The 14,570-nt window shown below is 66.9% G+C and carries 13 protein-coding genes; 7 read left to right on the top strand and 6 right to left on the bottom strand.

Features of this window, described 5'->3' with window-relative positions; genetic code table 11:
- Nucleotides 1-3: 3 nt before the first annotated feature.
- From V9K93_RS10555 to V9K93_RS10570, 4 genes are read left to right on the top strand one after another with little or no spacing between them, the layout of a single operon-like run.
- A complete protein-coding gene (locus V9K93_RS10555) occupies nucleotides 4-1,134 on the top strand; it encodes a type 1 glutamine amidotransferase domain-containing protein (RefSeq protein WP_337302525.1) in 1,131 nt (376 codons plus the stop codon).
- A gap of 2 nt (nucleotides 1,135-1,136) precedes the next feature.
- The gene (locus V9K93_RS10560) at nucleotides 1,137-1,826 is read left to right on the top strand and encodes a response regulator transcription factor (protein WP_253079103.1); all 690 of its coding nucleotides are present in this window, start codon (nucleotides 1,137-1,139) and stop codon (nucleotides 1,824-1,826) included.
- Complete coding sequence (locus V9K93_RS10565; protein WP_337302526.1) at nucleotides 1,823-3,112, top strand: sensor histidine kinase; 1,290 nt, start codon at nucleotides 1,823-1,825, stop codon at nucleotides 3,110-3,112. Before V9K93_RS10560 ends, V9K93_RS10565 begins: the two co-directional genes overlap by 4 nt.
- Entirely contained in the window at nucleotides 3,109-4,590 is a 1,482-nt protein-coding gene (locus V9K93_RS10570) for an amidohydrolase family protein (RefSeq protein ID WP_337302527.1), read from the top strand. Before V9K93_RS10565 ends, V9K93_RS10570 begins: the two co-directional genes overlap by 4 nt.
- A 6-nt stretch (nucleotides 4,591-4,596) precedes the next feature.
- Here the strand turns inward: V9K93_RS10570 and V9K93_RS10575 are convergent, their stop codons facing one another.
- The 3 genes from V9K93_RS10575 to V9K93_RS10585 are packed head-to-tail and all read right to left on the bottom strand — an operon-like array spanning nucleotide 4,597 to nucleotide 7,337.
- A complete protein-coding gene (locus V9K93_RS10575; RefSeq protein ID WP_295377117.1) occupies nucleotides 4,597-5,328 on the bottom strand; it encodes a LytR/AlgR family response regulator transcription factor in 732 nt (243 codons plus the stop codon).
- Nucleotides 5,325-6,374, bottom strand: a complete 1,050-nt coding sequence (locus V9K93_RS10580; RefSeq protein WP_046982708.1) for a sensor histidine kinase — start codon at nucleotides 6,372-6,374, stop codon at nucleotides 5,325-5,327. Before V9K93_RS10580 ends, V9K93_RS10575 begins: the two co-directional genes overlap by 4 nt.
- A gap of 36 nt (nucleotides 6,375-6,410) precedes the next feature.
- On the bottom strand, nucleotides 6,411-7,337 hold the full coding sequence (locus tag V9K93_RS10585) for an alpha/beta fold hydrolase (protein WP_337302528.1): 927 nt from the start codon (nucleotides 7,335-7,337) through the stop codon (nucleotides 6,411-6,413).
- Nucleotides 7,338-7,542: 205 nt separating this feature from the next.
- Between V9K93_RS10585 and metF the strand changes: the two genes are divergently transcribed.
- Both metF and V9K93_RS10595 read left to right on the top strand, forming a co-directional pair.
- On the top strand, nucleotides 7,543-8,370 hold the full coding sequence (gene metF, locus V9K93_RS10590) for a methylenetetrahydrofolate reductase [NAD(P)H] (protein WP_004143823.1): 828 nt from the start codon (nucleotides 7,543-7,545) through the stop codon (nucleotides 8,368-8,370).
- 40 nt (nucleotides 8,371-8,410) lie between these two features.
- Entirely contained in the window at nucleotides 8,411-8,995 is a 585-nt protein-coding gene (locus tag V9K93_RS10595; protein ID WP_295377124.1) for a DUF4124 domain-containing protein, read from the top strand.
- Between the two features lie 98 nt (nucleotides 8,996-9,093).
- On the opposite strand, the gene V9K93_RS10600 is transcribed toward V9K93_RS10595, so the two are convergent.
- The 3 genes from V9K93_RS10600 to V9K93_RS10610 all read right to left on the bottom strand — a co-directional run bounded on the left by V9K93_RS10600 (nucleotide 9,094) and on the right by V9K93_RS10610 (nucleotide 14,102).
- Nucleotides 9,094-10,050 carry a Nudix family hydrolase gene (locus V9K93_RS10600; protein WP_046982705.1) on the bottom strand — a complete coding sequence of 319 codons (957 nt, stop codon included), beginning with the start codon at nucleotides 10,048-10,050 and terminating at the stop codon, nucleotides 9,094-9,096.
- 112 nt (nucleotides 10,051-10,162) lie between these two features.
- A complete protein-coding gene (gene secA / locus V9K93_RS10605) occupies nucleotides 10,163-12,895 on the bottom strand; it encodes a preprotein translocase subunit SecA (protein WP_337302529.1) in 2,733 nt (910 codons plus the stop codon).
- 250 nt (nucleotides 12,896-13,145) lie between these two features.
- Nucleotides 13,146-14,102, bottom strand: coding sequence for a M23 family metallopeptidase (locus V9K93_RS10610; protein ID WP_012510051.1), 957 nt, complete (start codon nucleotides 14,100-14,102; stop codon nucleotides 13,146-13,148).
- A 12-nt stretch (nucleotides 14,103-14,114) separates the two neighbouring features.
- On the opposite strand from V9K93_RS10610, the gene V9K93_RS10615 reads away from it, so the two are divergent.
- Nucleotides 14,115-14,564 carry a DciA family protein gene (locus V9K93_RS10615; RefSeq protein ID WP_012510050.1) on the top strand — a complete coding sequence of 150 codons (450 nt, stop codon included), beginning with the start codon at nucleotides 14,115-14,117 and terminating at the stop codon, nucleotides 14,562-14,564.
- Nucleotides 14,565-14,570: the final 6 nt, after the last annotated feature.

Consider the following 14,570-nt stretch of genomic DNA (forward strand, 5'->3'; position numbering starts at 1 on the left):
AGCATGATCCGCCTCCCTTCCCTGCTGCTGGCCTGCGCAATGGCCATCTTCCACGACCCCGTGGTCGCCTCGACCGCCGATCCCACACAGCCACCGCGCGTGCTGCTGGTGGTCAGCAGCGAAGGCCGCGACCAGGGCCGCACCCGGCCGGGCTTCGAGATGGACGAGTTCACCCAGGCCTGGCTGATCCTTCGGCGCAACGGTTTCGAGATCGATGTGGCCAGCCCACGCGGCGGTGCCGTGGAGGCCGACAAATACAACGCCACGGAATCCTTCAACGCTGCGGCCCTGGCTGATCCCCTGGCCGTCCGCGCACTGGCCGGTACCCTGCCAACGGCGCAACTGCGGGCAGGCGACTACCGCGGCGTGCTGGTGATCGGCGGCAAGGGCGCCATGTTCGATCTGCCGGCCGACAGCGCGCTGCAACGCACGATTGCCGCCATATGGGAACAAGGCGGCATCGTCGCAGCGGTCTGCCATGGACCGGCGGCGCTGGCAGGCGTCCGCCTTGGCAATGGCCGCGCGCTGGTGGAAGGCCGCTCCATGACCGGCTTCAGCGAGGAGGAAGAGCTGCTGTTCGGCAAGCGCTGGGCGAAGGAATTTGCCTTCCAGCTGGAGCCGCGCATGCGTGAACTCGGGGCTCGCTGGCAGGAAGCGCCCCTGATGATGCCCAAGGTGGTGGTGGATGGGCGCCTCGTCACCGGGCAGAACCCGTACTCAACCCCTGCGCTGGCCGAGGCCTTCGTGCGTGCCAGCGGGCAGGTACCGGTGGACCGCGAACCCTGGCGCGACGAGCGCAGCATGGCGCTGGTGGAGCGGCACCTGCACCAGCGCGACACGCAGGCCGTCCAGCAGCTGGCGCGGCGCCCTGCGGATTACCACGTCGAACTGATCGGCATCCTTGGCTTCTACCAGCTGCAGGCTGCGCAGACGCCCGCAGCGATCGCCGATGCGCTGGCAATCATGCAGCTGGCCCGTCCACACATGGACGAACCGCGCCTGGACGTGGCGATGGCCGAAGCGCACTGGCGCCTGGGCGACGCCACGCGCGCCCGCACGCAACTGCAGGCCGTGCTGGAAAAGCAGCCTGCACTGGAAGAAGCTAAGGCACTTCTGGCCCGCATGCAGCCTTGACCATGGACGCCGAACGCCTGCGCCTGCTGTTGATCGAAGACAACCTGCCCTTGGCCTCGGCCATCGTCGACATGCTGCAGGCACAGGGCCACCAGGTGGATTTCGCCGCCGACGGCGAGCTCGGCCTGCGGATGGTCCTGGCCAATCCGCCGGACGTCGTGCTGCTCGACCTGGGCCTTCCGGGAATCGACGGGACCACGGTGTGCCGTCGCCTGCGCGATGGCTGCGATCGCCATGTGCCTGTGTTGATGCTGACTGCACGCGACGCACTGGTCGACAAACTGCAGGGCTTTTCCGCAGGCGCCGATGATTACCTGGTCAAGCCGTTCGACGATGCCGAACTGCTGGCGCGTTGTCTGGCGCTGGCGCGCCGCCATCGTCTCAACCAGCCCCATCGGTTGCAGATCGGCCCACTGTGCATCGATCGCCGCACGGGCCAGGCGTGGCGTGATGGCGTTGCGCTGGAGATGCCACAACTGGCCCAGCGCATCCTGCTCGAACTGGCCGAAGCGTGGCCGTGCACGGTGACCCGCAGTGAACTGGTGCAGCGTTTGTGGGGTGATGAAGCGCCACCGTCGGACCCGCTACGTTCGCATCTGTACCTGCTGCGGCAGGTACTGGACAGGCCCTTCGACAGCGAGATGCTGCGCACCGTACATGGTGTCGGCTTCCGTCTGGAAGCATCGCCATGAGGCCACGCCCGGTCCATCGTCTGCGCCGGCGCCTGGTGGTGGCGTTCACCGTCTTCGCACTGCTGATTGCCTCGGTCTTCGGAATGTATTCGCTGGTCTTCATGTATGCGGTGGAGGACAGCATCTTCAACGCCCAGCTGGACCGCGAAGCGGAGGCGCAGCGTGCCTACCATGCCCGCACGGGGCACTGGCGCCTGCCCGCCGATGCAGCGGTCCAGCTGCATGGCTCACCGGCCACATTCCCCTCCGATCTGCGGGCAGAGTTCGCGCAGGAGCCCTGGCGCTCGGAGTTCGGCGGCCAGCAGGGCCGTCATTACCACGTCAAGCGCCTGCAGGCCTCCGCGTCCGCGCCTCCCGCATGGCTGGTGTACGAAGTCAGCGAACAGCTGGTGGTTCGTCCGGTCCGCGATAGGGTGGTGCTGCTGCTGGGCGGTACGGCGCTGGCCATGATCCTGGTCGCGATCCTGCTCGGCCTGTGGCTGGCGCGCCGCGCCACACGCCCCCTGTATGCGCTGGTCCATGAGGTTGAAGCACTGCAACCACCGTCTGGACAGCGCACACACCTGGCCGCTCATTTCGGCAATGACGAAATCGGAGTACTTGCGCGCGCGCTGGATGGCTTGTCGGAACGGGTCGCCGCGTTCATCGAACGCGAGCATGCCTTCACCCGTGATGCCAGCCACGAGCTGCGGACTCCGTTGAGTGTCATCTCCAGCGCGGCCAGCCAGTTGCTCGGCGAGGCTGGGCTGTCCGCACGCGGGCAACAGCATCTGCAGCACATCCGCCTGTCGGCGCTGCAGCTACAGCAAGCCATGACTGCATTGCTGGCGCTGGCTCGCGAAGAACCTGCAGGCACGCGTTGCGGGCCGGTCAGGCTGGTTCCGCTGCTTGAGCGGATGATCGTCGAACAGTCGCCGCTGCTGGCCTCGCGGCCGGTGGACGTGCAGCTCTCGGTGCCTCACCACGCAGTACTGCACGCGCCAGAGGCTGCGCTGCAGGTGGTGCTGGCCAACCTGATCGGCAACGCCTTCGCGCACACCCCGCAGGGCACGGTGCTGATCACGTTCGAAGCCGGCGTTCTGCAGGTCCACAATACCGCTTCCGCACCATCGCTGGGCAGCTGGCCCACGCCCCGCCCCTTCCAGAAGCGCGCAGACAGCAGCGGCAGCGGATTGGGACTGGAGATCATGCGCCGGCTTTGCGACCACCACGGCCTGCATCTGGAGATACAGGCCAATGACGGTGGTGTTCATGCGCAGCTTCGCGGCCAGCAGTGCGGCCCATGAAGCGCCTACTGAAAGTACTGGCTGCCCTCGTGTCGGCACCGGCAGTGCTGTTCACCGCCGCCCTGCTCTGGCCGCTGTCGGCACCGCCGTTGCCCGAGCCGGGCAACAGCCGCGTGATCGTCAACGCGCGGGTGGTGGACGTCGCGCGCGGCCAGGTCAGTGAACCCACCACGGTGACGGTGCGCAACGGCACGATCACCGCCGTCGGCGAAGGCGTTGCCGATACAGCGTTGCCGGTCTTCGACGCCGGTGGCCGCTGGCTGCTGCCCGGCTTCTGGGACATGCACACCCACGCCCTGCAGCTGTCGCCGCAGCTGCAGTTCCCGCTGATGCTGGCCAACGGCATCACCGGCACCCGCGACATGATGGACTGCCCGCAGGCTGCCGATCCGCTGATCGCCTGCGTGGCCGACAAGCGCCGCTGGACCGCACAGGCCATTGCCGGGCAGCAGGCGGCACCGCGCTTCGTGCAGATCGCCAGTTTCTACTTCGAAGATCCGTCACTTGCGCCGGAGGCCGCCGCCGGGCGTGCACGCACGTACAGCGCGCGCGGCGTCGACGCGTTGAAGGTCTACAACCGGCTGCGTGCGGATACCTACCAGCGGCTGGCCACCGAGGCGCAGCAGCTGCGCCGTCCGCTGGTCGGCCACCTGCCCAGGGCCGTGCCTCTGGAAGACGCGGTGCAGGCAGGCCAGCGCAGCTTCGAACACGCCCATCTGTTCGTGCGTCATTGCTTCGACAACGCCGCCGCGTGGCGCGGCGGTACGCTGGATGGCGAAGACCCGACCGCACTGGCCGAACGCATGGTCGGCGGCTATCAGCCTTCCGTGTGCAATGAGGCATTCGGCTTGATGCAGGCCAGCGGCGCCGCGTTCGTACCCACCCATGTCACCCGCGAAGAGGATGCGCGTGCGCGCGACCCCGCCTTCATCAACGATCCACGCCTGGCCTATCTCGATCCACTTTCGCGCTGGGCATGGCGCGATGATCTGACGGCCACCACCGAACGCTATCCTGGCCTGCGCGGCGAAGACGCGTTGAAGGCGTACTTCGCGCATGGACTGGTCCTGACCGGTGCCGCGCACCGTGCCGGCGTCAGCGTGCTGGTCGGCACCGATACCGGGCTGGGCGGCTTACGCTATCACGATGAACTGCAGTGGCTGCGGCAGGCAGGCCTGAGCCAGGCCGAGGTGCTGCGCGCGGCAACGTTGCACGCGGCGCGCCATCTTGACCTGCAGGCATTGCATGGCAATGTCGAAGTTGGCAAAGCCGCCGACCTGGTATTGCTCGATGGCAATCCGCTGCAGGACACCGCCAACACCCGTCGTGTGCACGCGGTGCTTCTGGCCGGGCACCTCTACGACCGCCCGCGGCTGGATGCACTGCTCGCCTACGCTCGTGCGCAGGCACGTTCACCGGCGGTGATGGCGCGCCTGCTGTGGGGCTTCATCACCAGCCCCGTCAGTGCCGAGCTGTAGCGGCAACTACAACCCCATCCGCTCGCGCAGTTCACGCGCCTGCCGCCGCGACACCTCCACCTCGCTGCCGTCATCCAATGCCAGGTCGTAGCCGTCGCCGATGCTGGGCGTCACACCACGGATGCGCCGCAGATTGACCAGCGTGTTGCGGTTGGCACGGAAGAACAGATCCGGCGGCAGACGTGCTTCCAGCGCACTCAGGCTGCGGGTCAGCAGGGCGTTCTGGTCGCGGAACCACAGCCGCGTGTAGTTGCCATCCACCACCAGCCGGCGGATTTCGGACACCGCCACGAACCAGCAGCGCTCACCCTCGCGCACGAACACCTGGTCCTGCGCGCCCAGCGTGCCGCGCGATTCCGGCGTTTCTGCCGCCACGACTTCTCGCTCACGCGCCCGCTGCAGCGCCTCCAGCAAGCGCGGCGCTTCCACCGGCTTCACCAGGTAGTCCAGCGCATTGGCCTGGAACGCGCGCACTGCGTAGGTGTCGTAGGCGGTGACGAACACCACGGCCGGCACCGTCTCCAAACCATCCAGCACATCGAAGCCGCTGCCGGAGGGCATCTGCACGTCCAGCAGCACCAGGTCTGGTGCCAGCATGGCGATCGCCTCGCGTGCGGCAGGCACATCGTCGGCTTCGCCTACGCACTGCACCCACGGCAGCGCCGACAGCAGCGTGCGCAGCTCCTGCCGCGCCAGCCGTGCATCATCAACGATCAACACGCGCAGCACGCCACTCATTGCGGAATCTCCAGCAGGGCCTGCATGCGGTCGCCAACCGGCTGCAGGATGAAACGACCACGCGTGCCGAGCTGGGCACGCAGATAGGCCAGGCCGACGCCGTGGCCATGCGTGGGCTCGCTGGCGCCGCCCAATGGGTTGTCCACCTGCAGGCGCAGCACATCATTGTCCAGCGTGGCACGGATCTGCACGTCACCACCACCCGGGCGACTGGCGATGCCGTGCTTGATCGCGTTCTCCACCAGCAGCTGCAACGCCATCGCCGGCAACTGCGCCTGCGTGGCATCGGCATCGATGTGCTGCTGCACCTGCAGGCGCTGTTCGAAGTGGATCGCCTCGATGGCAAGATAGTCGTCGACCACTGCCAGTTCCTCAGCCAGTGTCACCTGCTCGCTGCGGTTGTGCGCCAGCGCCTGGCGCAGCGTGCGCGACAAGCGGGTGACCATGTCGCGTGCGCGCTCGGGATCTTCCAGGATCAAGGCACGCAGGTTGTTCAACGCGTTGAACATGAAGTGCGGATTGAGCCGTGCGCGCAGTGCATCGCGTTCCAGCGCGCTGCGCTCGGCTTCGGCACGCAGGCGGGCCAGCTCACTGTGGCGTGCGCGGCGCAGTCCATGCAGGCCGGCCCACAGGCCGGTCCACATCAGCAGGAACAGCGCGGTGTTCATCCAGTACACCAGCAACGAGGACCACTGGTAGTCGGCGTGCCCTCCGGGCAACCGCACCCAGTCCAGTGCCAGCGACGGCAGCAGCAGTGCAGCCGTCACCGCCTGTGCAACGCTGGCGCCGATCATCACCCCGGCAGCCAGCTTCAACACCAGCAGGCCCAGCCCGCCGTCCCACCAGCGCTGGCGCAGCGCGACCGAACGCAATGCGCCGCTGCACAGCCAGAGCGTGACCGCGATGCTGACGCTGATCAAGGCCACGCCGCTGAACAGTACGCCGCCCCCGATCCGCGTCCCGACCCACAGGCTGTACATCGCGTAGCCGGCCCACGCCAACGCGTTGAGTGTCCAGAAACGACGGGATGACGTGGTGGCGTCCATGCGGGCTCTCGGCGGTGGCAGGAGGGCGGACAACGGTCAGGGATGTGCGGCGAGGAAACGCTGCACCTGCTCCTGCAACCAGCGCGGATCATCCCACATCAGGAAGTGGAAGCCCCGCGCACTCATCGCGATCTGCACGCCGTGCAGCTTCGCGTACTGGGCCTGGAACACCGCCCGGGTGCTGTCCTCGGTTGCGCCCATCGGCTGGTAGCCGGCCCAGCTGCCCAGCACCAGGGTTGGTGCGCTGATCGAGGCGATGCTGCCGCGCAGGTCGGTGGTCATCACCGCATGCATGGCATCGGCCGTGGTCTGGCGGTCGCTGCCCTCGCCCCAGCGGCCCAGCTCCGCCTGGTGCTGCGGATCGCGGGTCATGCCCGGCAGACCTGCCTTCAACTGCGCCTGCCATTGCGCGGCATCGGCGGCGAGCATGCCCTTGCGCAGCTGGTCGGCCATCGGCCGCACGCTGTCAGCCGTGGCGTTCGGGTCACGCGCGGCCGGCAGGAACGGCAACGCATCGACCACCACCAGTGCGCTGACCGCCGCCGGCTCGGCCTGCGCCATCTGCAGCCCCAGCAGGCCACCGAGGCTGTGGCCGATCACCACCACCGGGCCCAGGTGCTGGTCATGCAGGTAGGCAAGCAGCTGCCCACGCATCGCCGGCAGGAATTCGGCCGGGCGCGGATCGGCCGGTGCGGCGCCGGCAAAGCCGGGCAGCTGCACCAGGTGGCACTGCACACCCTTCAAGGCCAGGCAGGTCTTGCGCCAGACCTCGGCGCTGCTGTTGAGGCCGGGGATCAGCAGCAGCGGGCGGCCCTTGCCGACCACCTCGACCTGCACCTTGCCGGTGCCGGTGGCGGCGGCCGCATGGGCCGAACCGGAGCCAAGCACGGCCATCGCCATGCCGATCATGGCCAGCCGGGCCAGCGCCTTCAGTGCGTACCAGAGTGCCAGGAAGATCTTCATCGTCTGCTCCTTCATCGGGTGGGTGTTGCCGGGTCTGGGGTCAGCGTGGCCGCAGCGGCGGCACCCCGGTTGCGATTCCGGAGCAACGGCCGGGTGCCGGGGCGAACGGTCGCAGGCGGCGGACGGTGTACACCCGCACAAAATTGACAACATCTATCTTGATGAAGAGATATACTGGTCCGCACCCGCCGCTGCCGCCCGTGCCATGACCGCCATCAGCTTCGAGTTCTATCCGCCCAAGACCGACGAACAGCGCAGCCAGCTGGACCGCGCCGCCGCCAAGCTGAAGGACTACGGCCCCGAGTACGTGTCGTGCACCTTCGGTGCCGGTGGCTCGACCCTGAGCTATACCTCGGAGACCGTGCGCCACCTCAACCAGCACCATGGCTTCGATGCCGCACCACATCTGTCCTGCGTCGGCGGCACCCGTCAGGAAATCCGCGAGCTGCTCAAGCTGTACCGCGCGATCGGTTGCCGGCGTCTGGTCGCGCTGCGCGGCGACCTGCCCTCGGGCATGGGTTTCCCCGGCGACATGCGCTATGCCGCCGAACTGATCGACTTCATCCGTGCCGAGCACGGCGATGCGTTCCACATCGAAGTGGGCGCCTATCCGGAAACGCACCCGCAGGCTTCCGACGCACTGGCCGACCTGAAGCACTTCAAGGCCAAGATCGATGCCGGTGCCGATGCGGCGATCACCCAGTATTTCTTCAACCCGGATGCCTACTTCCACTTCGTCGATGAAGTGCGCCGGCTCGGTGTGCAGGTACCGATCACCCCCGGCATCATGCCGATCGCCAACTTCAGCCAGCTGCGCCGCTTCTCCGAACAGTGCGGTGCGGAGATTCCGCGCTGGATCAGCCGCAAGATGCAGGCCTATGGCGATGACGCCGAATCGGTGCGTGCATTCGGCACCGAAGTGGTGGCCCGGCTGTGCCAACGGCTGATCGAAGGCGGCGCTCCCGGCCTGCACTTCTACACCCTGAATCTGGCCAAGCCGACCACCTCGGTGCTGAAGCTGCTGCAAGGCTGAAAGCACGCCACATCGCCTTGAACGGCGCTACCCTGCGTCGATGAACCGGCTTTTCTTCCTGCTGATGCTGTTGCCACTGTGGTCGGCAACGAGCGCTGCCCATGCGCAGTCCATGCGCCTGAACCGCTGCACCGATGCGCAGGGCCAGAGTGTCTACACCGACCGGCCCTGCGACAGCCTGGGCGCGCGGTCGCGGTTGCCACCGACTGCGCCCGCCGGCAACACGATGCCGCGCGATACCCTGGGCGCGCGCTGTCCGCGACGGTTGAGTGAGCTGGTGGAAGCGCTGCGCACCGGCATCGTCAGCAACGATGTGAACCGGCTGTCCTCGCTGTACCTGTGGAGCGCAGTCTCCGACGCAGGCGCACAACGTATCCTCGGCCAGTTGGAATCGTTGGCGCGGCGGCCGTTGGTGGACGTGGTGCCGGTGTATCCGTCACAGGCGCTGGCGTCCTCGCAGGAGCAGGGTCAGAGCCCTGCTGCGCAGGGATCCGACCCTGAGCCTCGTGCCGCGCGGCATCCGGTCGGTCTGCGCCTGGAGCAGACGCTGCCCGGCAGCGCGTCGCGCGCTTCGACGGTGCTGGGATTGCGACGGCAATACGGGTGTTTCTGGATCACGTTGTAATCGGGAGGGGTTCATCCACGCATGGCGTGGATCTACTGCATCCGGTGGGGGTCGGATCCCTTTCCAGCGGAAAGGGCTCTGACCCCGCGTGCACGGCGTTACGCTGGCCACAGCCCGCGAATCGCAGCGATGCCCTGCCCGCCATGGCGGCGCGCCTCGGCGATGTGGCCGCTGCCCATGCCACCCAGTGCATAGATCGGCAGCGATACCTGCGCGCGCAATGCGGCGAAGGCATCCCAGCCCATCGGTGTGGCAGCGGGATGGCTGGCCGTGGCCTGCACCGGGCCCAGCACGGCGAAGTCACAGCCCAGCCGCTGCGCAGCCTGCAGCTGCCGCAGGTCATGGCAGGACGCGGCAACCAGCTGCCCCTCTGGCAGCGGTCGTTTCTCCAGTTCCAGCAGCTGTTCGCTGCCCAGGTGCACGCCCACGCCCAGTGCGCGCGCCAGTTCGATATCGCGGTTGAGCAGCCACTGCACGCCGCTGCGCCGATGCGTGCGCAGGGCCTGTTCCAGCATCGCCTGCCGCTGTGGATGCGTCGGAGGCAGGCGCAACTGGATGCGCTGCTGGCCCGCGCCTACCGCGCGCTGCAGCTGCTCATGCCAGTGCTGTATGCCACTGTCATCGTCGGCCGGCGCCGGGGTGATCAGGTAGCTGTCGGGCTGGCGCAGGGCGGCCACCACTGGCAGGTCGGCCGGCGGCATCGAGTAGCGGCCCAGCTTGTCCGGCGCCACCCAGGTGATCGCCTGGCCCTCGCGCCCGCGCGGGGTGCCCTTCCAGCTACGTACATGGCGCACTTCCAGGGTCAGGTGCTTGTCCGGGTAGCGCTGTGGCACGTCCATCAGCCACTCGCCGACATCCGCCTCGATACCCAGTTCCTCACGCAGCTCGCGCACCAGCGCCTGTTCGGAGGTTTCGCCGGATTCGCGCTTGCCGCCGGGGAATTCCCACAGGCCGGCCATGTCGCGGTTCTCGGTACGGCGGTTGAGCAGCACGCGGCCACGGGCGTCGGTGATGACGGCGGCCACGACGTGGATCGATCGGGTGGGGGAAGGCATGGGGGAAGCATGCCCAGAACAGGGCGGGCCGCGCAATCTCGGATCTGGCCGGATCAGCCGCGCGAAACAGCCGCCATGAAAGAAAAGCCCCGCTTTCGCGGGGCTCTTCGGGTCAGCTCAGCTGGCCGTGGCAGTGCTTGTACTTCTTGCCACTGCCGCAGGGGCATGGATCGTTGCGGCCGATCTTCGGCTCGTCACGCTGCGCCTGTGCGATGCCCTGCTGGGCGGCCTGCACCTGCGCCGCTTCCTCGTCGGCACTGTAGCTGCCAACGTCCTGGTGCTGGAACTGCGACTGGCTCAGGCGGGCTTCGACCTGCTGGCGCTCGGCCGCTTCCAGTGCCTGCACTTCCTCGTCGCTGCGGATGCGCACGCGCGACAGCAGGGTCACCACTTCGCGCTTGACGTTCTCCAGCATGTCCGAGAACAGCTCGAAGGCTTCCTTCTTGTACTCCTGCTTCGGCTGCTTCTGCGCATAACCACGCAGGTAGATGCCCTGGCGCAGGTAATCCATGCGTGCCAGGTGCTCCTTCCAGCTCTGGTCCAGCACGGTCAGCATCACGTGCTTCTCCAGCGCGCGCATGGTCTCTTCGCCCACGCCGGCTTCCTTCTCGGCGAAGTGCTGGTTGACGCGCTCCTGCACCTTGGCGGCAATCGCCTCGGCGTCCAGCTCCTCGTGTTCCTTGACCAGACCGGTCAGCGACATCTGCAGGCCGAAGTCCGACTCCAGGGTCGCTTCCAGGCCACGCAGGTCCCACTGCTCGTCGATCGAGTTCGGCGGCACGAAGCGGGCGACGATGTCGAAGATCACGTCGTCGCGGATGCCATCCACGTTGTCCTTCACCGACTCGGCGTCCAGCAGCTCGTCGCGCTGGGCGTAGATCACCTTGCGCTGGTCGTTGTTGACGTCGTCGAAGTCCAGCAGGTTCTTGCGGATGTCGAAGTTGTGGGCCTCGACCTTGCGCTGCGCCTTCTCGATCTGGCGGCTGACCAGGCGGTCCTCGATGACGTCGTCTTCCTTCATGCCCATCATGCGCATGGCCTTCTGCACCCAGTCGGAGGCGAAGATGCGCATCAGGTTGTCTTCCAGCGACAGGTAGAAGCGGGACGAACCCGGGTCACCCTGGCGGCCCGAACGGCCACGCAGCTGGTTGTCGATACGGCGCGATTCGTGGCGCTCGGTGCCGACGATGTGCAGGCCGCCGGCAGCCTTCACCGCTTCGTGGCGCTGCTGCCAATCGGCCTTGACCGCGGCCTTCTGCGCATCGGTGGCGTCCTCGCCCAGCTCATGGATCTCCGCTTCCAGGGAACCACCCAGCACGATGTCGGTACCACGGCCGGCCATGTTGGTGGCGATGGTGACCGCGGCCGGGCGGCCGGCATTGGCGACGATGGTCGCTTCGCGGTCATGCTGCTTGGCGTTGAGCACTTCGTGCTTCACGCCGGCCTTGCGCAGGTGCTCGGACAGCATTTCCGAGGTTTCGATCGAGGTGGTACCCACCAGCACCGGCTGGCCACGCTTGGCGCACTCTTCGATGTCGGCCAGCACCGCGTTGAACTTGCCCTTGCGGTTGAGGAACACCTGGTCCGGGCTGTCCTTGCGGATGGTCGGGCGGTTGGTCGGGATCACCACCACTTCCAGGCCGTAGATGCTCTGGAATTCGAAGGCTTCGGTATCGGCCGTACCGGTCATGCCGGACAGCTTCTTGTACATGCGGAACAGGTTCTGGAAGGTGATGCTGGCCAGCGTCTGGTTCTCGCGCTGGACCGGCACGCCTTCCTTCGCTTCCACCGCCTGGTGCAGGCCATCGGACCAGCGACGGCCGGACAGGGTGCGGCCGGTGAACTCATCGACGATGACCACTTCGCCATCGCGCACGATGTAGTCCACGTCACGCTGGTAGATCGCATGCGCGCGCAGCGCGGCGTTGAGGTGGTGGACCACCGTCAGGTTCTGCGGCGCGTACAGGCCTTCGGTCTCGGCATTGAGGATGCCGGCCTCGACCAGCAGCTGCTCGGCGTGCTCCATGCCCGCTTCGGACAGGTGCACCTGCTTGCCCTTTTCGTCGACCCAGAAGTCGCCTTCGCCGTCTTCCACTTCCTGCTTGACCAGGTTCGGCACGACGCGGTTGACGCGGATGTACAGCTCCGGGGAATCATCGGCCGGGCCGGAGATGATCAGCGGGGTACGCGCTTCGTCGATCAGGATGGAGTCGACTTCGTCGACGATGGCGTAGTGCAGGCCGCGCTGGTAGCGGTCGGCCTTGGACAGCGCCATGTTGTCGCGCAGGTAGTCGAAACCGAATTCGTTGTTGGTGCCGTAGGTGATGTCCGAGGCGTAGGCTTCGCGCTTGTCGCTGTGCGGCATGCCTGGGTACACCACGCCCACGCTCAGGCCCAGCCAGTTGTACAGCTTGCCCATCTGCGCGGCGTCGCGGCGGGCCAGGTAGTCGTTCACGGTGACCACGTGCACGCCCTTGCCTTCCAGCGCGTTGAGGTACACCGGCAGGGTTGCCACCAGGGTCTTGCCTTCACCGGTGCGCATTTCTGCGATCTTGCCCAGGTGAAGCACCATGCCGCCGATCAGCTGCACGTCGTAGTGGCGCATGCCCAGCACGCGGCGGCCGGCTTCACGGCAGACCGCGAACGCTTCCGGCAGCACCTTGTCCAGGGCTTCACCACCAGCGATGCGCTGCTTGAACTCCGGCGTCTTGGCCTGAAGCTGCTCGTCGGAAAGCTTCTCGATCTCCGGCTCCAGCGCATTGATCTTGGCGACGATGCGGTTGAGCTGGCGCAGCTGTCGTTCGTTACGACTGCCAAATACGCGGGTAAGCAGGCTGTTGATCATTGAAGGAACCGGGTTGGATGGACACGACGCCCGGCCTCCCCCTTGGGATCCGTCCGTCGCAAACGAAACAGGGCGCCTGGCGCCCTGTCGATGGCAACACCCATTGTAGCTTGGGACGGCCGGCTGAGGTTTCAACCCTTCGGCGATGGGGTCAGAGCCATTCCGCGCTGCGGAAGGGATCCGACCCCGTGCGGGATCGGGGTCGGATCCCATTCGCCATGGCGAATGGGCTCTGACCCCAGACCAGGGTTCAGCCGCGGCTGATGCGGCCGACCGGCGTGTTGCCGCCGTCGCCGAGGAACTTGCGCGGGTTGACCACGTTGCCGTTCTCCCACACCTCGAAGTGCACGTGGGCACCGGTCGAACGGCCGGTGGAACCGGCCTTGGCCACTTCCTGGCCGGCACGGACCAGGTCGCCGACCTTCACCACCAGGCGCGAATTGTGCGCGTAGCGGGTGACATAGCCATTGCCGTGGTCGACGTCGACGACGTTGCCGTAGCCGCCCTTCACGCCGGAGAAGCTGACCACGCCTTCGGCCACGGCCATCACCGGGTCACCGACCCTGGCGTGGAAGTCCATGCCCTTGTGGGTGGCCGCACCGCGGCCGAACGGGTCGGCACGGGTGCCAAAGCCGGAGGTCACGTAGCTGTTGCGGATCGGCATGCGCGACGGCACGGCGTTCTGCTGCAGCTGGTGGTCGAACATCAGCGATTCCATCACCGACAGCTGGCGGCCTGAAGCAGCGAAGCGCTGCTCCAGCACCTGTAAGTCGGCGTTGACGTCCTTGACCGGGATGTCGGTGGTCGGGCCACCAGCATCGCCGTCACCGAGGCCGGGGGTCTCGTTGAAGTCGAACTCGCCGTCTTCCAGCTTGCCCATCTGGGTCAGGCGTTCGCCGAGGGCGTTGAGGCGGGTGGCCTGGGCCTGCAGCTCGCCAAGGCGGGCTGCCAGCGCGTTGACCTGGGTCTGCGCGTCGCGCCGGACCTTGGCCAGCTCCGCGTCCTGGCGCTCGACCTTGGCCTGCAGCCGGGAATCATTCAGCGCGCTGGCGCCAATGCCGCCAGCAAGGCCGATAATGCAGCCTACCCCGAGCACGCTGCCCAGCAGGGCACGGGGGCGGTCCTCGAAATAGAACCGCAAACGCGCGATGGGCGACGATTTGGCCTGTCCTTCACGCGTTTTGATTACGATCTTTTTGAATGCCATCAGTGAGTTTTCATGTCTGAGCCGAAATCCAGCGTTCGCCCCGCCTCCAAGCCCAAACCGGCGCTGGATGCGGTGATGGCTGACAAAAGCGGGAACCCGCTGCGGCGTGCCTTGTGGCTCGACGCGCTGGACCGTCAGTTGCGCCCCCAGTTGCCGCCACCTCTGCGCAGCCGTTGCCGGCTGGCCAATGTGGACGGGGAACACCTCGTTTTTCTCGTCGAATCCCCGGTCTGGCATGCCAAGTTGCGGCTTGCCGAAGCCCAGTTGCTCGACGCGGCCCGTTCCATCGGGCTGAAGGCCACCAAGGTGACCATCAAGACTGCGTCCTCCACTCCCACGCGCTCCCCAGCGCTCGACAACCGGAATGGACCCCACGCAGTTTCAGCCGCCACGCACAAAGGGCTACGCGACGCCTTGGCTTGCCTGCAGGACGTTCCTTCAAAGCCGAAGAAACGGTCCTGATGACAA

The sequence above is a fragment of the Stenotrophomonas sp. CCNWLW162 genome (genome assembly GCF_037203745.1).
Lineage (GTDB): Bacteria > Pseudomonadota > Gammaproteobacteria > Xanthomonadales > Xanthomonadaceae > Stenotrophomonas > Stenotrophomonas maltophilia_AQ.